Source organism: Pseudomonas bharatica CSV86 (assembly GCF_000319305.2).
GTDB classification, from domain to species: domain Bacteria; phylum Pseudomonadota; class Gammaproteobacteria; order Pseudomonadales; family Pseudomonadaceae; genus Aquipseudomonas; species Aquipseudomonas bharatica.
This window is the reverse complement of the sequence record NZ_AMWJ02000001.1, coordinates 1,478,383-1,496,460: the sequence shown is the minus strand read 5'-3', so window position 1 is coordinate 1,496,460 and position 18,078 is coordinate 1,478,383. Positions and strand designations below refer to the sequence as shown.

The following is an 18,078-nucleotide window of genomic DNA, read 5'->3' as shown; positions in this document are numbered from 1 at the left end:
ACCGAGCAATGCCACACGAAGGCAGCCTTCTGCAAACCGCGGTGATCTTCCTCCTCGCCGCGGTCGTTACCGTTCCCCTGGCCAAGCGCCTGCAACTGGGCGCCGTGCTCGGCTACCTGCTGGCTGGCGTGGTGATCGGCCCGCAGGCCCTGGGGCTGATCCGCGACACCCAGAGCGTTGCGCATATCTCCGAGCTGGGCGTGGTCCTGCTGCTGTTCATCATCGGCCTGGAACTGTCGCCACGGCGCCTGTGGCTGATGCGCAAGTCGGTGTTCGGCGTGGGCCTGGCACAGGTCCTGCTGACTGGTGCGGTGATCGGCGCCATCGCGCTGTTCGGCTTTGCCCGCTCGCTGCCGGCGGCGATTGTCCTGGGCCTTGGCCTGGCCCTGTCGTCCACCGCCTTCGGTTTGCAGAGCCTGGCCGAAAGCAAGCAGCTCAATGCGCCCCATGGTCGCCTGGCCTTCGCCATCCTGCTGTTCCAGGACATCGCCGCGATTCCGTTGATCGCCCTGGTGCCGCTGCTGGCCGCCGCCGGGCCGGATACCAGCCATGGCGACAGTCTGGGCCACGGCCTCAAGGTATTCGGCAGCATTGCCATCGTTATCGTCGGCGGCCGCTACCTGCTGCGTCCGTTGTTCCGCATCGTGGCCCGCACCGGCCTGCCGGAAGTGTCTACCGCCACCGCCCTGCTGGTGGTGATCGGTACGGCCTGGCTCATGGAAGAAGCAGGCATTTCCATGGCCCTGGGCGCTTTCCTTGCTGGCTTGCTGCTGGCGGACTCCGAATACCGGCATGAACTTGAGGCGCAGATCGAGCCGTTCAAAGGGCTACTGCTGGGGCTGTTTTTCATCAGCGTGGGCATGGGGGCCAACCTGCGCCTGCTGCTGGACATGCCGCTGCTGCTGATCGGCCTGACGCTGCTGCTGGTAGCGGTGAAGCTGCCGCTGCTGATGCTGGTCGGCTACTTCGCCGGTGGCCTGAACAAGGTCAACGCCCTGCGCCTGGGCGTGGTGCTGGCCGCCGGTGGCGAATTCGCCTTCGTGGTGTTCAAGCTGGGACGCGACCAGGGCCTGTTCGACCTGCAAACCTACGACATGCTGCTGATGACCATCACCCTGTCCATGGCCATCACCCCGCTCCTGCTGCTCGGCTGCGCTCGCCTGGGCAAGCGCCCGCAGGTGGTGCGCGAAGTGCCGGAGCAATACAAGGACATCGATACCGATGCGCCGCGGGTGGTGATCGTCGGCATGGGCCGGATGGGCCAGATCGTGGCGCGGATCCTGCGCGCGCAGAAGATACCTTTCCTCGCTCTGGAAACCTCGGTGGATACCATCGAGATGACCCGCATGTTCGAGCAGGTGCCAGTGTTCTACGGTGACCCGCAACGTCCCGAGGTGCTGCATGCGGCGAAGGTCGGCGAGGCCGAATACTTCGTCATCGCCACCGACGACGCCGAGGCCACGACGCGCACGGCGCAGCGGGTCAAGCAGATGTACCCGCATCTCAAGGTCCTGGCCCGGGCACGCAATCGCCAGCATGTGCATGAACTGGTGGAGGTGGGCGCCGAGCCGATTCGCGAGACCTTCCATTCGAGCCTGGAAATGAGCCGGATGACCCTGGTCGGGCTGGGCTTGAGCGAGGACCAGGCGGCGGACCGGATCCAGCGCTTCACCCGGCACGACGAGGAAGTGCTGGCCGCCCAGGGCCGGGTGCGGGATGACAAGGCCAAGGTGATGCAGACGGCCAAGGAAGCGCGGCTGGATCTGGAGCGGTTGTTCGAAGCCGATGCTGATTGATTGATCTTTTGGGCCTCATCGCTGGCAAGCCAGCTCCCACAGGTTCGGCAGCGCCGCGGACACTGTGGGAGCTGGCTTGCCAGCGATGAGGCCCTGAAGATCAACAGAGACACTTGCAGTAGACTCCGGGCTTGTCACAACGGAGCCGCCCTTCTTGGAAGACCTCAACTCCCTCTACTACTTCACCCAGGTCGTCGAACACGGCGGCTTCGCCCCCGCCGGCCGCGCGCTGGACATGCCCAAGTCCAAGCTCAGCCGGCGTATTTGCGAGCTGGAGGAGCGCCTCGGCGTGCGCCTTCTGCATCGCACCAGCCGTCACTGCTCGCTGACCGAGATCGGCCAGGAATACTATCGACGCTGCCTGGCCATGCGGGTCGAGGCCGAAGGCGCGGCCGAGGTGATCGAGCGCAATCGCAGCGAACCCCGCGGCCTGGTGCGCCTGAGCTGCCCGACCACCCTGCTCAACTCCTGGGTCGGGCCGATGCTGACCCGCTACATGCTCAAGTACCCGTTGGTAGAGCTGTTCATCGAAAGCACCAACCGCCGCGTCGATCTGCTGCACGAAGGTTTCGACCTGGCCTTGCGGGTGCGCTTCCCGCCCTTGGAAAACACCGACATGGTGATGAAGGTGCTGAGCAACAGCACCCAATGCCTGGTCGGCCAGCCGTCGTTTCTCCAGGCGCTGCCGGAGGGCTTCGACCCGCAGCGGCTCGGCGAGCTGCCCAGCCTGCACTGGGGCAGCGCCCAGCGCGAGTACCAATGGGAGTTGTTCCAGGGCGAGGACATGAGCCGCAGCCTGGTGATCCCGCATACCCCACGCATGGTCACCGACGACCTGTTCGCCTTGCGCCATTTCGTCGTCGCCGGGGTGGGAATCGCTCACCTGCCACGGGTGGCGGTGCGCGAGGACCTGGCGGCGGGGCGGCTGGTGGAGTTGCTGCCGGGATGGCATCCGCGCTGCGGCATCGTGCATGCGATCTTCCCGTCACGGCGCGGCTTGCTGCCGTCGGTGCGGGCATTGATCGATCATCTGGCGGAGGAGTTTGCGGGGAGTGACATGGCCTAGAAAGCAGAAGGCCTCATCGCGGTGGTCCGACGATGAGGCCCGAAAGCACAACAGGGATCAGCGCGACAGGAACGCCAGCAGGTCTTCGTTCAACTGCTGCGCATGAGTCACGGCAAACCCGTGGGGCGCCCCGCTGTAGAGGGTCAGCTCGGCCCCGCGGATCATCTGCGCGGCTTTCTTGCCCGTGGTCTCGAAAGGCACGATCTGGTCGTCATCGCCATGGATCACCAGGGTTGGCACGTCGATCTTCGCCATGTCCGGACGGAAGTCGGTTTCGGAAAACGCCGTCACGCAGTCCAGGGTGGCCTTGAGCGAGGCCATCAGGGCGATGTTCAGGGTCTGGGCCTGCACGCCCTGGGATACCTTCTGCCCATGATTGATGCCGTAGAACGGCGCTGCGAAGTCGGCGATGAATTGCGCACGGTCGGCGCGGATGCCGTCGCGAATGCCATCGAATACCGACTTGTCGACACCCTCCGGATTGTCCGTAGTCTTGATGAACAGCGGCGTGACCGCGCCCAGAAGGACCAGCCCGGCCACCCGCTCGCTGCCATGCCGGGCGAGATAGCGGGTGACATCGCCGCCGCCCATGGAGAAGCCCACCAGGGTCACCTCGTTGAGGTCGAGGTGCTCGATCAACTGGGCGATATCGTCGGCGAAGGTGTCGTAGTCATAGCCCGTCCACGGCTGGCTGGAACGCCCGAAACCGCGACGGTCGAAGGCGATGGCGCGGTAGCCGCGGCTGGCCAGGAACTCCATCTGCACATCCCACATATCGGCGTCCAGCGGCCAGCCATGGCTGAACAGCACGGGCTTGCCGCTGCCCCAGTCCTTGTAATAGATCGCGGTGCCGTCACGGGTAACGAGAGTGCTCATAGCGGTATCTCCTGAAAAATGCGTAGGTAGTTTCTTGAGTGTGTATGGGGCGATTCGTTCAGGTCCGCAGCCAGCCGGCAGCGAGGCGGGTCACCAGCGGCATGATGAAAAACACCACGGGCAGGATGACGAAGAGGTTGCCGATCAGGTTGCCCGCCAGCGGCCCGCCCAGCGCGGGAACCGCAGCGAACAATGGCGCCAGCAAGGCCGGGACCAGCAGGGTCATCGGGCAGATCACCAGGTAGGTCAGCACCGCCTGCTTCCAGCGCGGGGGTTGCTGGGCACCACTGCCGACAGGGGTGAACCAGAACTCGGGGTCGGCGTGGACTTCGGTATGGTCGCCGCCATCAAGCAAAGGCATGACCTCGTCGATCATCCGCTGGCGCTCGCTGGAGTTGACCCAATCCTGCAGACGGGCCGACTCACAGAAGCGCACCACTGTGGTGAAGTGCCTGCCGCCCTGCTCCGGACGGATGACGTTGACGCCCAGGTGACCGGGCTGGCGACGCGCGGCCTGCACGGCGCGCTTGAGCCATTCTTCATAGGTGTCCAGCGCGTCGCTGCGGACCTTGTGCTGGATGACCAGCGTGACCACGTTGGAGCTGTCCTGGTTGGCGGTGTTCATAAGCAGTTTCCCTGGCGATAAGTGGTGTGTCGCGTTGATGGGAAAAGCTTAATTTCGACACCCTTTCAGCACCAGATGGCCAAATCGGCCTTTAGCGTTCCATTAACGGAACGATAAACAATTGAACACTTCCGTGCTGGCGGCCATGGGTTCCGGGAAATATCCTACGCATCCTTCGGAAAAAGGAAGCGCGCCCACCGTGCTGAGCTATTGGGGTCTGTTTCTCGCGGCATTCGGCGCCGCCACGCTATTGCCGCTTCAGTCCGAAGCGCTGCTGGTGGGCCTGCTCCTGCACGATCCGCAGGCGGTGACGAGCCTGTTGCTGGTGGCGACCCTGGGCAACGTACTGGGCTCTATCGTCAACTGGCTGCTGGGGCGAGCCCTGGAACGCTGGCGCGACAAGCGCTGGTTCCCCTTTTCCGCCACGCAACTGGACAAGGCGCAGCAGCGCTACCAGCGCTACGGAAAATGGTCGCTGCTGCTGAGCTGGATGCCGGTGATCGGCGACCCACTCACCCTGATCGCCGGGATCATGCGCGAGCCGTTCTGGCGCTTCGTGCTGCTGGTAACCGTGGCCAAGGGCGCACGGTACCTGGTGCTGGCACTGATTACCCTGGGTTGGTTCGGCCGCTGACGCCCCAGATCATCTCCTCGGTCCAACCCAGTTCGGCGAAGTCCTGCGCACGCAGAGGGGCCTCCTCCTCGCAGAAAAATTCATCCAGTTGCGGCGGGCGCACACCGGTATCCGCGAGCATGGCGTGAACCTGCCCGCGGTGGTGGATCTGGTGCTCGAAGAGATGGGACAGCAGGCGCAAGCGCTGGTCGCGCTGAACCCGCTCGGGACGGACGATGCTGACGTAGCGCTGCAACTGGTCGTCGCGCTGTTGCTGGCAATAGGCGATCAGGCGCCGGTCGTTCTGCGCCTGTTCCCGGTGCAACTGCCCGACATCGTCGAAGGGTTGTTCCGGCTCGAAGAAGCGCGCCGACAGTTCGTCCGGCGGCCCCCGCGCAGCTCGCGCTCCAGGGCCTGGAGGTAGAACCAGTCGACGGTCAGCAAGTGATTGAGGGTGGCCTTGATCGAGGGGAAGAAACTGCACCGCGGCGCGACCAGTTCGTCGCGGCTCAGTTGCCGGCACGCCTTGTACAGGCGGTGGTTGGCCCAGGCATTGTTGTAGGCCATGGTCAGCAGGTGGTGCGACAGTGGCTCGGCCATCTTGCACGTCCTCAGTGGAAGCGTTGCAGCTGCATCTCCCGCAGACGGCTGAGTGTCCGTCGGAACGGGAACTCCAGGTAGCCTTGAGTGTAGAGCGCTTCCAGGGGAACGTCGGCCTCCAGGTAAAGGGCTACGCGCTGGTCATAGCATTCATCGACGAGGGCGATGAAACGCCGTGCGCCGTTGTCCTGCGGCGACAGTTGCGGCAGCTCCCGATCGCCGGCCACCACCCGCTCGGCGCCATCCTCGGTGCCCCGGGCGATCCTGCCCGGGCGCCGCGCCGCGCCGAGGGCCGGCACGCCACTGAGCAGAATGGCGTCGAACGTTTCGCACAGAGCCATGAACTCCATGGCGGCCAGGGGCTGCTCGCACAGATGCGGGTAATCGCACCAGAGCACCCTGGCACTGCGGCGGATCACCTGGACGGTGCGGTAGCCGACGGGCAGGTCCGCATCAGTGGCCGGGGCGCCGCCGCTCAGGTCGTTGAACACCTGCTCCAGCGCGCAGGGCTGGCCGGCCTGGCGCACCCAGTAGCACTGTTGGCCGTCACCGGGGTGCAGGCGATGATCCTGCTCGCCCTGGACTGCCACCACCTGCATCGACGCCTCGATCGCGGCGATGGCCGGGAGGAAGCGCTCGCGGTTGAAGCCGTCGACGTAGAGCTCGCGTGGCGGCAGGTTGGAGGTGGCGACCACCACTACCCCGGATTCGAACAGCACCTGGAACAGACGACCGAGAATGATCGCATCACCGATATCGTTGACGAACAGCTCGTCGAAACACAGCACGCGGATCTCTTCGGCGAGGGCTTGGGCCAGGGCCTTGAGCGGGTCGGCGGTGCCATTGAGCTGGAACAGGCGCTGGTGAGTCCAGCGCATGAAGTGATGGAAATGCTGGCGGCGCGCGGGAATCGTCAGGCAACCATGGAACTGGTCCATCAGCCAGGTCTTGCCGCGGCCGACCGGGCCCCAGAGGTACACGCCCCGGGCCGGTTCGCCGCGCTGCACGGCATCAAAGCAATTTTGCAGGGCTTGCACGGCGGCCTGCTGGGCAGGGTCGGGAATGAAGCCCTGCTGCTCGATGGCCTGGCGGTACAGGGCCAGGGGGTGTGGGACATGCTGACCCTCGGACAAAAGGGCACAGGGTATATCAGTAAGCAATTATTTGTATGTGGATTTTGAAGTCGGCGCGGTCCCTGTGGGAGCGGGTTCACCCGCGATTGCTGTTGTGGATTCACTGAAGTAATCGCGGGTGAACCCGCTCCCACAGGGGCCGCGTAATGGCGGCTTATTCGGCCAGCCCCACCTTCAGCAGTTCCCCATCCTCCTCATCCGTCAGCAGGTAGAGGAACCCGTCCGGCCCTACCCGGACATCCCGCACCCGGGCGTCCAACTGCCCGAGCATGCGCTCTTCATGGACGATCCTGTCGCCATCGAGCTGCAACCTGATCACTTCCTGGGTTGCCAGGGCACCGATGAACAGGTTGTGGTCCCAGGGTTTGAAGCGACCGCCATCATAGAACGCCATGCCACTGATGCCCGGGGATTTCTCCCAGACGTGGTGAGGCGCTACCGTGCCCTTCACGTCCTTGCCCTTGGCCTCGGGAATGGGCATCAGCGAATAATTGATGCCATGGGTCGCCAGCGGCCAGCCGTAGTTCTTGCCGGGCTTGGGGATATTGATCTCGTCACCACCACGGGGACCATGCTCGTGGGTCCACAGTTGCCCGGTCCAGGGATTGAGCGCCGCGCCCTGCTGGTTGCGGTGGCCGTAGGACCAGATCGCCGGTTGCACGTTTTTCTGCCCGACGAAAGGGTTGTCCTTGGGAATTTCGCCATCGGGCAGGATGCGCACCACCTTGCCCTGCAGCTTGTCGAGGTCCTGGGCGGTCGGTCGCTCGTTGTTTTCGCCCAGGGCGATGAACAGATGACCCTCGCGGTCGAACACCAGCCGCGAGCCGAAGTGATTGCCGCTGGACAGCTTCGGCTCCTGGCGGAAGATCACGTTGAAATCCTCCAGGCTCGACAGGTCTCCGGAAAGCCGCCCACGCCCGACCGCCGTGCCGGCCTTGCCGCCCTCGCCACCGCCCTCGGCAAACGACAGATAGACCAGGCGGTCCTTGTTGAACGTCGGCGACAGCACCACGTCGAGCAGGCCGCCCTGGCCCTTGGCCCAGACCTCGGGCACGCCATTCAACGGCGCACCCACCCGGCCCTCTGGGCCGATCACCCGCAGGTTGCCCTGGCGCTCGGTGACCAGGATCCCCTGGTTGTCCGGAAGAAACGCCAGGGCCCAAGGGTGTTTCAGGCCCTCGGCCAGGGTCGCCACCTTGAGCGCGCCCTCCTCGCTGGGGAAGGTTCGTTCAGGCGCGGCCTGGGCCAGAAGTGGCAAGAGTGCGGCAGTGCCGAAGGCGAGCAGCCAGGATCGTGAGGTCATGCGGGCTTCCTTTCTGGGGGCGCGATCACGGTGCGCGTTGTGAATCGCGGGGTGGGCGGATGGGCTCCAGGCGTGGCGCCTGTTGCTCGCGACGCAGGTTGTCGCCGTTGCCGATGCCCCGGTTCTCCAGGGTTGGCGGGCGGGATGGCGGCTGGGTGGACGGGCCGCGCAGCGGCGGCGTGGCGGGCACGCTGCCCTGCTGGCTATTGGGGTTGATGTCGCGGATGGGACTGTTGTGCGGGTTGTTTTCGCTCGCTGCCAATACCGCCCCCGCGGCGCAAGCGGCAAGGACGGCAGCGAACAGCATCGGCAAACGTCGGCGTGACATGGGCACCTCCCGCAATTGGGCATCTCCGAAGGTTGGATAGCCTAAGGTGCGAGAGGTTCGCCCGGAAAGCGCCGGGGCCGGCGCAGGTGATTCATTTTGTTACGAGGGAAGCATTGCCCTGGCGGCCCCGCAGCAGCACCGGCCTCAGTAGGCCAGCGACCAGGTCAGGGTGTAGGTGCGGCCGCGTCCCTGGTAGTCATACAGATAGGCGGGGCCATAGGTCGGCGAGTAGAACAGCGTCGCGCGCTGGCCCCAGACGGTGCTGTATTGCTTGTCCAGCAGGTTCTGGATGCCGGCGCTGAAGGTGCCGAAACCGGTCTCCTGGCTACCCAGCAGGTCGAAGGTGGTGTAGCCGGAAATCTTGTGGTCGGCATCGTCCTCGAGGGTGAAGGCGTGGTTGGCCTGCAGCCGCGCATTGCGCCCGTCGCCCTTCCAGCCGACGAAGGCGGTGGACTTGGACAGCGAGGCATAGCGGGCATCGCGCTTGATCCAGTCGCCGTCAGTGTCTTCCTCCTCGGAACGCACCAGGTGCAGGGTGCCGCCGGCTTCCCAGCCGCTGTCGAAGCGTCGGGTCAGCGCGCCTTCGAAACCGAAGTCACGGCTTTTCTTGTCTTCGACGTTGATGGTCAGGGTCGCCGAGTCGGTGCTGATGACCTTGTCCGACCAGATGTAATAGACCGCCGCCTGGGCATCCCAGTCCACATCGGCATAGCGCCAGCCCATCTCGACCTGGCGGCTCTTGATCCCGGCCAGCGGGTTGTCATCGACGCTCAGGCCAGCCTTGCCGTAGTACTTGGCCGGGTCCGGCAGGTCGAAACCTTCGCCGTAGTTGGTCCAGACTTGATGCCCGTTCTTGAAGTCGTAGATCGCCCCCAGGTTGTACAGATTGACCTGATAGTCGTTGCTGCCACCGGGAATGCCCTTGAAGTCACCGACATCCACGTCCATCTGCTGGCGTCGTGCGCCGCCGGACAGGGTCAGGTTGTCGGTCAGGTGCCAGTCCAGTTGCGCGTAGGCAGACAGGCCGTCGACCCGGTAGCTCGGGTAGCGCGGCGCCTTGCTCGCGGTTTCCAGTTCGAGGCCGCCGCTGCTGGACGAGGTGCGCGCATCGAAGGTGCTCTGCTCGGCATTGAAGCGCTCGCGATCGAGGTCGACGCCGTAGGTGAGCTTGAGGGTATCCCACTGCTTGGCAAACAGCGCCTTCAGGCTGGAAACCTCGAAGTTCTGCTGCGAGGCGGCGAAGTACACGCCGCGCGAGCCCCGGGGCGTACCGCTGTTGTAGTAGGGAAACGGGTAGAAATTGTCGTCTTCCTTGCGGTACGAGGCCTGCAGGTAGAAGTCCTGGCCGAACACATCGGCATGGTGGTAGTTGGCGTTGAGCAGCAGGCGCCGGGTTTGCGGCTCCAGGTCGCTGGACAGGCCGCTGCGCAGTTCGGCGTCTTCCAGGTCCGACGGCGCGTTGTAGTTCAGGTGCGGAAAGTAGATCCCGGTGCTGCCGTGGTTGCCGGAGTCGTAGTACTGCGCCAGCAGGTCGAGGCTCTGTTCATCGTTGAACTGCATGCCCAGGCTGCCCAGCACGTCGATGGTGCGGTTGTATTGCAGGTCGGTCTGGGTGTTATCGATGAAGATCTGCTCGCCGGCGCCGTCGTAGAAGGCTTCGTTCTGCTCGGCGGACACCCCCAGGCGGGCATTGATGCGCTCGTTGCCACCACTGACCGATTGGGCAATGCGCGTCGACAGGTCGTCACTGTTGTTGAAGCCGCTGCTGGCCCCGACCTGGGTTTCGAAACGCGCCGGGCCCTCTTCGCCCTTCTTGGTAACGATGTTGATGATCCCGCCGGTGGCACCGCCGCCGTAGATAGCGCTGGCGCCGGACAGCACTTCGACGCGCTGGACGTTGAACGGCGAGATGCTGTCGAACTGGCGCGACAGGCCACGGGAGCTGTTCTGGCTGACCCCGTCGATCATCACCAGGACATTGCGCCCGCGCATGTTCTGGCCGTAGTTGGTCCGCCCTTCCGGCGCCAGGTCCAGGCCCGGGACCAGCTTGCCAATGGCTTCCTTGAGACTGACACCGCTGCTGATCTGCTCCTTGAGCTGCTCCTGGTCGACTACCCAGACGGTGCCGGGAATCTCGCTGATCGAGGTGCTGGTACGCGAGGCCACGCTGACCTCGATCGCCTTGAGGGCGATGCTGGCCTGGGGCTCGGCCTTGCGCAGGATCACCGTGTTCGTATCGCTGAACTGCCAGCTCATGCCGCTGCCGGCAAGCAGTTGTTGCAGCGCCTGTTCGATGCTGTAGCTGCCGCGCAGGCCCGGGCTGTCCAGGCCGGCGACGTCGCTGGTGGTGAACAGCAGGTGCAGCCCGGCCTGGTCGGCGAATTGGGTCAGGGTCTGGTCGAGGCTCTGCGCCGGCAGGTCGAGGCTGACCTGGCGTGCCTGGGCGGCGCTGGTCTGTGCAGGGTTCACGGCTTCGGCGGCATGGGCGGCGAACGGGCCGCAGAGGCCGGTGGCCACGGCCGAAGCCAGCAGGGCCAGTTTGAAGGAACGGGTGGAACGTGCTGAGGACGGGGACAGACCTTTCACTGTTTTCTTCCAGACGAATGCGTAAATGAGAATGAGTTGCTGATCAGTCTCACTACGACGATTCGGCCTTGCAGAACTTGCAGTGACTTTCGAAAAAAATTTTGTCGGTGGAAGAATCAGTACAGCACGGCCAGCCACGGCAGATAGGTGACCTTCAGCTCATAGCGTTGTTCGAGGGTGCGCAGCAGGCCGTGAGGATCATCGAGATCGAACACGCCGCTGACCGGCAAGGCACCGAGCTGGTTGTCGGAAATCAGGATGCGCCCGTGCTGGTAGCGCTCCAGCTCGGCGATCACTTCCCGTAGCGGGCGGCCGTTGAAGATCAGCTTGCCGCGTTGCCAGGCAGTTTGCGCCTGGGCATCGGGGCTCGCCGCGAGCAGGCGCTCGCCGACCCGCGCCTCGCCACGGGCCACCACCACACTGGCGGCCTGGCCCTGGCGACGCACGCTGAACACCGCACCACTGCCCTGCACCCGTTCGTCGCCGCTATCGACCACGAACGGCCGCGGATCCTGCGCCGGCTCGAACAGCGCCTCGCCTTCGCGCAACGACACCAGGCGCCGGTCGTCGCTGTACTTCACCGAAAACGCGCTGGCGCTGTTGAGGGTGACCCGCGAGCCGTCTTCCAGAGTTACGGTGCGGCGCTCACCAGTGCTGGTGTGGTAGTCGGCCAGCAGTGCCGGTGCCTGTTGCCAGCCACCGTAGCCCACCAGCGCTAGCACCAGCGAAGCGGCGATGGCCGAGCCCCAGCGACGGCTGCGGCGCGGCACGACGGACAACCTGGCGGCAGCTTCGGTGTGGCCGATATCGCCCCACAGTGCCTCGGCCTCCTCGGCGGCGGCCAGATGTTCGGCGCTGAGTTCGCGCCAGCGCTGGTAGCGGGACCGGTCGGCGGCACTGGCAGTGCCCGAATGCAACAGCACCTGCCAATCGATGGCAGCATCTGAAAGATCGAGGATGGGCTGGGGTTCGGAAGGCATGCGCGCGTCAGTCATGGTTGTGCTTGAGCCAGTCGCGACAATGGCGCAGGGCCTGGCCGATGTATTTTGCCACCATGCTTTCGGATACGCCCAGCCGTTTTGCGATCTGCGCCTGGGTCAGGCCCTCGACGCGGTTCAGCAGCAACGCCTGGCGGGCATTGTCGGAGAGTTGCAGCAGGGCTTCGTCGAGGATGGCCAGGCGCTCCCGGGCCAGCAGCGTGGCCTCCGGCGCCGGCCCCGGGCAGACCATCTGCCCTGCCACATCGCTGTCGCCGAGGTTGCTTTCCTGGCGCTGCTCGCGGCGCAAGGTGTCGATGGCCAGGTTGCCGGCGACCCGGAAAATGAAGCTGCGGGCGTGCACTACCGGCACGTCCTGCTCATCGATCTTCACCAGCTTGAGCCATGTCTCCTGGGCAACGTCGGCCGCGCGCTGGCGGTCGTTCATACGCCGGGTCAGGAACAGCAGGAGATCATCGTAATGCTCCTGGAAACTGGCCAGCAGCCCTGAAGCGGGGGACGTCAGCATGAGTGGGAAAGATCGCCGTGGAAAGTAGGACATGAACTTTAATGAGAAGGATTATCTTTCAAGTCATGTACGACTTTCAACGCCGCCGTGCATTTGCCACACTCCGGGGCACCCTGTTCCCGGAGCAATCGCCATGACCCGCCTGTTGCGCCATCTCACCGGCCTGAGCCTGATCCTCGCCCTGTCAGCCTGTGCGCTGTTCCAGGGGCGAGATCCGGTGAACATCAGCGTGATCGGCATCGACCCCCTGCCCGGCCAGGACCTGGAGTTGCGCATGGCGGTGAAATTGCGGGTGCAGAACCCCAACGAGACGGTCATCGACTTCAATGGCGTGGCCCTGAACCTGAAGGTCAATGGCCAGCCGCTGGCCGCCGGCGTCAGCGACCAGCACGGCAGCATTGGCCGCTTCAGCGAACAGGTGCTGGTAGTGCCGGTAAGCATCACCGCGTTTTCGGTATTGCGCCAGGCCGTGGGCCTGAGCCAGATGAGCAGCCTCGACGGCATGCCCTACGAGGTCAATGGCAAGCTCGCCGGGGGTGCCTTCGGCACCATGCGCTTCAAGGACCGCGGCACCTTCGAGCTGCCGCGTTGAAGCTCAGGCCTTACTGGCGCTGGCCGCCGCCATCAGCTTGTTGACCTCGCCGCGCACCATGTTGGCGTATTCCGGCGGCGACATGGCGTCCAGTTCGGCCCGCACCCACTCCGCCCATTTGCCCTTGCGCCGCGGCTTCTCGCCGATCAGGCGGACGGCTTCGCCCTTGGCCTTGGCCAGGTTGGTCTGCCATAGCTCGAACAGCCGGGCTTTTTCGTCTTCGATCTCGGCCCGTTCGGCGAAACTCTTGTTGGCCAGATTGAAACTCATGGGTAATTCCTGCCGCTTGAAAATGGGCGCTATCTTACACTGTAGCCGCCGATGCCCTGCAAACCGGTGCAACTTTTCCGTACCGGCGGGCGTCCATCACACATCGACGTATGACTTGACCGAGGAAGCGCAATGGCCAGGAAAACCACCCAGCACACCGAAAGCGAGCAGATCAAGGACCAGGCGTTCAGCGAACTGCAGGCACTGATCCAGGAGTCGGAGAAGCTGCTCAACGACAGCGCCTCGCTGGTCGGCGAAGAAGCCGAGACCCTGCGTGCCCAGTTGCAGCTCAAGTTGAAACAGGCCGGCCAGGCGGTGGGTAACGTGCGTGACAGGGCCAAGCCGGTGGTGGACGCCACCGAGCAGTACATTGGCGGGCATCCGTGGCAGACGGTGGCGATTTCGGCGGGGTTTGGATTGGTAGTGGGGTTGTTGCTGGGGCGTCGTTCCTGATCCGGGATCTTTAGTGACTTTCAGGGCCTCATCGCTGGCAAGCCAGCTCCCACAGGGTTTAGCGGCGCTGCGGCCCCTGTGGGAGCTGGCTTGCCAGCGATGGGGTCAGCGGAGATTCAACGGCTCGACGACACCACAAGCAATCGCCATCCCCACCAGTTCCGGCAGGTGCTCGGCCTGCATACGCTTCATGACCCGCGAGCGGTACAGGTCGACGGTCTTGACGCTGACCTCCAGTTGCTCGGCAATCTCCCGGTTGGTGTAACCCTTGACCAGCGGCACGAACACATCGCGCTCGCGCGGCGTGAGGCTGCCGATCCGTGCCTGCACCGCGTCGCGCTGGCGGCTGCCGACCTGGATCTGCGACGAACGCCCCAAGGCATCCTGGACGCTGTCCAAGAGCATCTGGTCGTTGTACGGCTTTTCGATGAAGTCGCAGGCACCGGCCTTGAAAGCCCTGACCACGATCGGCACATCGGCGTGACCACTGACGAAGATCACCGGCAGGTCGATCCCCTTCGCCCGCAACGCTTCCTGCACGCTCAGGCCGCCCATGCCGGGCATGCGCACATCGAGCAGCACGCATGCCGGCAAGTCGCCGTCGCAGGCGTCGAGAAAGGCCTGGCCACTGGTGAATGGCAGGGCCACCAGGCCCACCGACTCCAGCAGCCACACCGTTGAATCGAGCATGCCCTGGTCGTCGTCGACCACATAGACCTTCGGATCCTGCATCAGAGTCCCCTTGTTCAAACGCTTGCCGCCGGCGCCAGCCGACAGCTCAGAATCAGTCCCCCGCCCTCCCCCGGACTGGCCGAGAGCGTGCCGCCGAAGCCTTCGACGATACTGCGGCTCATGCTCAGGCCAAGGCCCAGTCCTTCCGGCTTGCTCGTGGTGAAGGGGGTGAAGATGCCGTCCAGTTGCTCCAGCGCCACGCCCGGCCCCTGGTCGATCACCTGGACCAGCAGGCGCGCGCCCTCCTGCTCGCCACGCAGCACGATCCGCGACGGCTGCCCCGGCTGATGCTCGCGGTTGGCGTCGATGGCGTTGCGCAGCAGATTGAGCAGGACCTGCTCCAGCAGCACCCGGTCGGCGTACACCGGCGGCAGATTGTCCGCCATTCGCTGCTCGATCGTCACCTGCGCCTGCGTCGCCTCCCAGGCACACAGGCGCACCGCCTCGCGCGCCACCCCGGCCACCGACAGCGCCTGCAGGCGCCGCGGTTCCTTGCGCAGGAAGGCACGCAGGCGCTTGATCACTTCGGCGGCGTGGGTCGCCTGTTCGCTGATCCGCTGCAAACCCTGGGCAACCCGGCCGGCAGCCTGCGGATCACGCTCCAGGGCATGCAGGTAACGTTGGCTGGCAGCGGCGTAGTTGAGCACGGCGGCCAGCGGCTGGTTGATTTCGTGGGCAATGCCCGAGGCCAGTTCACCGAGGGTCACCAGGCGCGCGGTGTGGGCCAGTTCATCCTGGTGGCGGCGCTGCTGGGTCTCGCGCAGTTCGCGCTCGGTCATGTCGCGGGCCACCAGCGAGTAGTAGCGCTCGCCGCCGGCCGCCGTATGCGCAAGCAACACCAGCGACACCGGAAACGCCGCAGCGCCGTCGTAGGGCGCCAGCCGCGCTTCGCATTGCCACACGCCTTCGCGTTCGGCACGCAGCCAGCCCTCGTGATCGAGGCGCTGGCAAGCCTCGGCGTCGAGCAGTGCGCCCAGGCGGGGTGCATCCTCTACGGCGGTCAGGCCCAGGGCCCGGCGGGCCGAGCGGTTGAGGTAGGTCAGGCGCCCGTCAGGATCGGTGAACAGCACCAGGTCGGTATTGGCCTCCACCACTTCGGCCAAGCGCCGGCGGTTTTCCTGGGCCTCGATACGCACGGTGATATCCCGCGAGACACTGACGATCTCCACCACCGCACCGGTATAGGTCTCGCGAATGGCGCGGCTGGCGATCTCGAACCAAAGATCGCGACCGTCGCGATGGCGCACGCGGCACGTCATGGTCTGGTAGCCATCGCGCTCGAGTGCAGTCGAGGCCTGGATAAGGTGCTGGCGGCGATCCTGGGGATGCAGCAGGGCCTGCACCTTGACCCCGCGCAGTTCCTCCGGCCAGTAGCCGAGCAGGCGGTACGAGGCCGGCGAGGCATCGAGGAAACTGCCGTCGGGGGTGTGCCGGGAAATAAGGTCGGTGGTGTTCTCGGTAATCAGCCGGTACAGGCGCCGGGCCTGGGCCGCCTCGCGCTCGGCGCGACGCTCGCCGGTGGCGTCACGGCACCGCGCAACCACCTGATCGGGGCCGGCAGGGATGAAGGTCCATAGCAGAATGCGCTCGCCGGCCAGGCTCTCGACCTCGGCAATCGCCCGCTGTTGACCCAGGCAGGCGCGGACCAGCGCGGCATGGTTGGCCGGCAGCAACACCGACAGGCTTTGCGGCGGCCAGCCATTGAGTTCGTCGCGCATGGCCGGGTTGGCGGCGCGCAGCACGGCGTTGGCGTCGAGCAGCAGCGAGGGTTGCGGATCGTTATCGAGCAAGGCCGAAGGAATGAGCGTCACAAGGAGGACTCCGCTTTTTATAGTATTTGTACCATATTGCTATAGTCTATCTTCCAAGTAACATGGCGAACAGCGTAAAAATCAACGCAACGGAACGGCCACCCCGCTCCAGAACCCTGATCAGAGCTAACAATCAGCCAACAGGACATCGCTTTCTATGTCGATCTTCTCCGAGGGCCTGCAGCCCGCGCCTGTCAACCATGTCGCCCTTACTCCCCTGAGCTTCATCGAACGCACCGCCGCCGTGTACGGCGACTACCCGGCGGTGATCCACGGTTCTATCCGGCGCAACTGGCAGGAAACCTACCAGCGCTGCCGACGCCTGGCCAGCGCCCTGGCCGGCCGCGGCATCGGCCAGGGCGATACGGTGGCGGTGATGCTGCCGAATATCCCGGCGATGCTCGAAGCGCATTTCGGCGTGCCGATGATCGGCGCCGTGCTCAATGCCCTCAACGTGCGCCTCGACGCCGAAGCCATTGCCTTCATGCTGGAACATGGTGAAGCCAAGGTGCTGATCACCGACCGCGAATTCCACAAGGTCATCGGCGCCGCCCTGCAGTTGATGGAACATCCGCCGCTGGTGGTGGATGTGGACGATCCCGAGTACGGCGAAGGCTGCGCGGTCAGCGAGCTGGACTACGAGGCTTTCCTTGCCGAAGGCGACCCGCAGTTCGCCTGGCAGTGGCCCGAGGACGAGTGGCAAGCGATCTCGCTGAACTACACCTCCGGCACCACCGGCAACCCCAAGGGCGTGGTCTATCACCACCGCGGCGCCTACCTGAACTCCCTGGGCAACCAGATGACCTGGGCCATGGGCAATCATCCGGTGTACCTGTGGACCCTGCCGATGTTCCACTGCAACGGCTGGTGCTATCCCTGGACCGTCACCGCCCTGGCCGGAACCCATGTGTTCCTGCGCCGGGTCGATCCGCAGAAGATCCTCACCCTGATCCGCGAACACCAGGTCAGCCACCTGTGCGGTGCCCCCATCGTACTCAATGCGCTGATCAACATGCCCGACTCGGCCAAGGCGGCCATCGACCATCCGGTCAATGCCATGGTCGCCGGCGCGGCGCCACCGGCCAAGGTCATTGGCGCGGTGGAGGAAATGGGCATCAAGGTCACCCACGTGTATGGATTGACCGAGGTCTACGGGCCCGTGACGGTCTGCGCCTGGCACGCCGAGTGGGATGAAAAGCCGTTGCAGGAACGGGCACGGATCAAATCGCGTCAAGGCGTGCGCTACGCCACCCTCGAAGGCCTGATGGTCGCCGACCCGCAGACCCTCGAACCCGTGGCACGGGACGGCAACACCCTGGGCGAGATCTTCATGCGCGGCAACACGGTGATGAAGGGCTACCTGAAGAACCCCGAAGCCACTGCCGAAGCCTTCCGTGGCGGCTGGTTCCATACCGGCGACCTGGCGGTCTGCCATCCGGACGGCTATGTCGAGATCAAGGACCGGCTCAAGGACATCATCATTTCCGGCGGCGAGAACATTTCCACCATCGAAGTGGAGGACACGCTATACCGCCATCCCGCCGTGCTCGAAGCCGCCGTGGTCGCCCGGCCGGACGAGAAATGGGGCGAGACGCCCTGCGCCTGGATCAGCCTCAAGCCCGGCTTCGAAGACACCCGCGAGGCCGAGATCATCGCCTTCTGCCGCGAACACCTGGCCGGCTTCAAGCTGCCGAAGACGGTGATCTTCCGCGACCTGCCGAAGACCTCCACCGGCAAGATCCAGAAGTACCTGCTGCGCGACTGGGCCAAGGCGCTCTGATCCGTCCC

The 18,078-nt window shown here is 64.9% G+C and carries 16 protein-coding genes and 2 pseudogenes; 6 read left to right on the top strand and 12 right to left on the bottom strand.

Features of this window, described 5'->3' with window-relative positions; genetic code table 11:
* Positions 1–8 precede the first annotated feature (8 nt).
* A complete protein-coding gene (locus tag CSV86_RS06595) occupies positions 9–1,796 on the top strand; it encodes a monovalent cation:proton antiporter-2 (CPA2) family protein (RefSeq protein WP_009401048.1) in 1,788 nt (595 codons plus the stop codon).
* A 154-nt stretch (positions 1,797–1,950) separates the two neighbouring features.
* Entirely contained in the window at positions 1,951–2,862 is a 912-nt protein-coding gene (locus tag CSV86_RS06590; RefSeq protein WP_009401051.1) for a LysR substrate-binding domain-containing protein, read from the top strand.
* 57 nt (positions 2,863–2,919) lie between these two features.
* Here CSV86_RS06590 and CSV86_RS06585 read toward each other — a convergent pair whose 3' ends face one another.
* Positions 2,920–3,738 (bottom strand): alpha/beta fold hydrolase, encoded by an 819-nt coding sequence (locus CSV86_RS06585; protein WP_009401052.1) that lies wholly within the window; start codon positions 3,736–3,738, stop codon positions 2,920–2,922.
* Positions 3,739–3,796: 58 nt separating this feature from the next.
* Complete coding sequence (locus CSV86_RS06580) at positions 3,797–4,363, bottom strand: antibiotic biosynthesis monooxygenase (protein ID WP_009401054.1); 567 nt, start codon at positions 4,361–4,363, stop codon at positions 3,797–3,799.
* A gap of 199 nt (positions 4,364–4,562) precedes the next feature.
* Here CSV86_RS06580 and CSV86_RS06575 point away from each other — a divergent pair, with 199 nt between their 5' ends.
* Positions 4,563–4,997 (top strand): YqaA family protein, encoded by a 435-nt coding sequence (locus CSV86_RS06575; protein ID WP_009401055.1) that lies wholly within the window; start codon positions 4,563–4,565, stop codon positions 4,995–4,997.
* Here the strand turns inward: CSV86_RS06575 and CSV86_RS06570 are convergent.
* The 7 genes and pseudogenes from CSV86_RS06570 to CSV86_RS06540 all read right to left on the bottom strand — a co-directional run.
* Positions 4,972–5,576 (bottom strand): annotated as a pseudogene (locus CSV86_RS06570) (DinB family protein). The gene CSV86_RS06575 and the pseudogene CSV86_RS06570 overlap by 26 nt on opposite strands.
* An 11-nt stretch (positions 5,577–5,587) precedes the next feature.
* Positions 5,588–6,709, bottom strand: a complete 1,122-nt coding sequence (gene zapE, locus CSV86_RS06565; protein ID WP_170394479.1) for a cell division protein ZapE — start codon at positions 6,707–6,709, stop codon at positions 5,588–5,590.
* A gap of 154 nt (positions 6,710–6,863) precedes the next feature.
* Positions 6,864–8,012 (bottom strand): PQQ-dependent sugar dehydrogenase, encoded by a 1,149-nt coding sequence (locus tag CSV86_RS06560; RefSeq protein ID WP_009401058.1) that lies wholly within the window; start codon positions 8,010–8,012, stop codon positions 6,864–6,866.
* 25 nt (positions 8,013–8,037) lie between these two features.
* Positions 8,038–8,319, bottom strand: coding sequence for a hypothetical protein (locus tag CSV86_RS06555; RefSeq protein WP_051032708.1), 282 nt, complete (start codon positions 8,317–8,319; stop codon positions 8,038–8,040).
* Positions 8,320–8,484: 165 nt separating this feature from the next.
* Complete coding sequence (locus CSV86_RS06550) at positions 8,485–10,878, bottom strand: TonB-dependent receptor (RefSeq protein WP_376699750.1); 2,394 nt, start codon at positions 10,876–10,878, stop codon at positions 8,485–8,487.
* Between the two features lie 164 nt (positions 10,879–11,042).
* Complete coding sequence (locus CSV86_RS06545; RefSeq protein ID WP_009401061.1) at positions 11,043–11,921, bottom strand: FecR domain-containing protein; 879 nt, start codon at positions 11,919–11,921, stop codon at positions 11,043–11,045.
* 7 nt (positions 11,922–11,928) lie between these two features.
* Positions 11,929–12,432, bottom strand: a pseudogene (locus CSV86_RS06540) (RNA polymerase sigma factor); the annotation flags it as partial.
* A gap of 133 nt (positions 12,433–12,565) precedes the next feature.
* Between CSV86_RS06540 and CSV86_RS06535 the strand changes: the two are divergent.
* Positions 12,566–13,024 carry an LEA/WHy family protein gene (locus CSV86_RS06535; RefSeq protein WP_009401063.1) on the top strand — a complete coding sequence of 153 codons (459 nt, stop codon included), beginning with the start codon at positions 12,566–12,568 and terminating at the stop codon, positions 13,022–13,024.
* Positions 13,025–13,027: 3 nt separating this feature from the next.
* Here CSV86_RS06535 and CSV86_RS06530 read toward each other — a convergent pair whose 3' ends face one another.
* Positions 13,028–13,294 carry a hypothetical protein gene (locus tag CSV86_RS06530; RefSeq protein WP_009401064.1) on the bottom strand — a complete coding sequence of 89 codons (267 nt, stop codon included), beginning with the start codon at positions 13,292–13,294 and terminating at the stop codon, positions 13,028–13,030.
* A gap of 132 nt (positions 13,295–13,426) precedes the next feature.
* On the opposite strand from CSV86_RS06530, the gene CSV86_RS06525 reads away from it, so the two are divergent.
* Entirely contained in the window at positions 13,427–13,747 is a 321-nt protein-coding gene (locus CSV86_RS06525) for an ElaB/YgaM/YqjD family protein (RefSeq protein WP_009401066.1), read from the top strand.
* A gap of 105 nt (positions 13,748–13,852) precedes the next feature.
* On the opposite strand, the gene CSV86_RS06520 is transcribed toward CSV86_RS06525, so the two are convergent.
* Both CSV86_RS06520 and CSV86_RS06515 read right to left on the bottom strand, forming a co-directional pair.
* Positions 13,853–14,479 carry a response regulator transcription factor gene (locus tag CSV86_RS06520; RefSeq protein ID WP_009401068.1) on the bottom strand — a complete coding sequence of 209 codons (627 nt, stop codon included), beginning with the start codon at positions 14,477–14,479 and terminating at the stop codon, positions 13,853–13,855.
* 14 nt (positions 14,480–14,493) lie between these two features.
* Positions 14,494–16,290 carry a PAS domain S-box protein gene (locus CSV86_RS06515; protein ID WP_009401069.1) on the bottom strand — a complete coding sequence of 599 codons (1,797 nt, stop codon included), beginning with the start codon at positions 16,288–16,290 and terminating at the stop codon, positions 14,494–14,496.
* A gap of 157 nt (positions 16,291–16,447) precedes the next feature.
* On the opposite strand from CSV86_RS06515, the gene CSV86_RS06510 reads away from it, so the two are divergent.
* Positions 16,448–18,070 carry an acyl-CoA synthetase gene (locus CSV86_RS06510; protein WP_009401070.1) on the top strand — a complete coding sequence of 541 codons (1,623 nt, stop codon included), beginning with the start codon at positions 16,448–16,450 and terminating at the stop codon, positions 18,068–18,070.
* Positions 18,071–18,078: the final 8 nt, after the last annotated feature.

What these genes read in the sequence shown, in the direction of transcription:
- CSV86_RS06560 (WP_009401058.1), bottom strand. Translation starts at nt 8,012, where the DNA reads ATGACCTCACGATCCTGGCTGCTCGCCTTCGGCACTGCCGCACTCTTG.
- CSV86_RS06595 (WP_009401048.1), top strand. Translation starts at nt 9, where the DNA reads ATGCCACACGAAGGCAGCCTTCTGCAAACCGCGGTGATCTTCCTCCTC.
- CSV86_RS06535 (WP_009401063.1), top strand. Translation starts at nt 12,566, where the DNA reads ATGACCCGCCTGTTGCGCCATCTCACCGGCCTGAGCCTGATCCTCGCC.
- CSV86_RS06525 (WP_009401066.1), top strand. Translation starts at nt 13,427, where the DNA reads ATGGCCAGGAAAACCACCCAGCACACCGAAAGCGAGCAGATCAAGGAC.
- CSV86_RS06545 (WP_009401061.1), bottom strand. Translation starts at nt 11,921, where the DNA reads ATGACTGACGCGCGCATGCCTTCCGAACCCCAGCCCATCCTCGATCTT.
- CSV86_RS06585 (WP_009401052.1), bottom strand. Translation starts at nt 3,738, where the DNA reads ATGAGCACTCTCGTTACCCGTGACGGCACCGCGATCTATTACAAGGAC.
- CSV86_RS06555 (WP_051032708.1), bottom strand. Translation starts at nt 8,319, where the DNA reads ATGCTGTTCGCTGCCGTCCTTGCCGCTTGCGCCGCGGGGGCGGTATTG.
- CSV86_RS06520 (WP_009401068.1), bottom strand. Translation starts at nt 14,479, where the DNA reads ATGCAGGATCCGAAGGTCTATGTGGTCGACGACGACCAGGGCATGCTC.
- CSV86_RS06580 (WP_009401054.1), bottom strand. Translation starts at nt 4,363, where the DNA reads ATGAACACCGCCAACCAGGACAGCTCCAACGTGGTCACGCTGGTCATC.
- CSV86_RS06510 (WP_009401070.1), top strand. Translation starts at nt 16,448, where the DNA reads ATGTCGATCTTCTCCGAGGGCCTGCAGCCCGCGCCTGTCAACCATGTC.
- CSV86_RS06530 (WP_009401064.1), bottom strand. Translation starts at nt 13,294, where the DNA reads ATGAGTTTCAATCTGGCCAACAAGAGTTTCGCCGAACGGGCCGAGATC.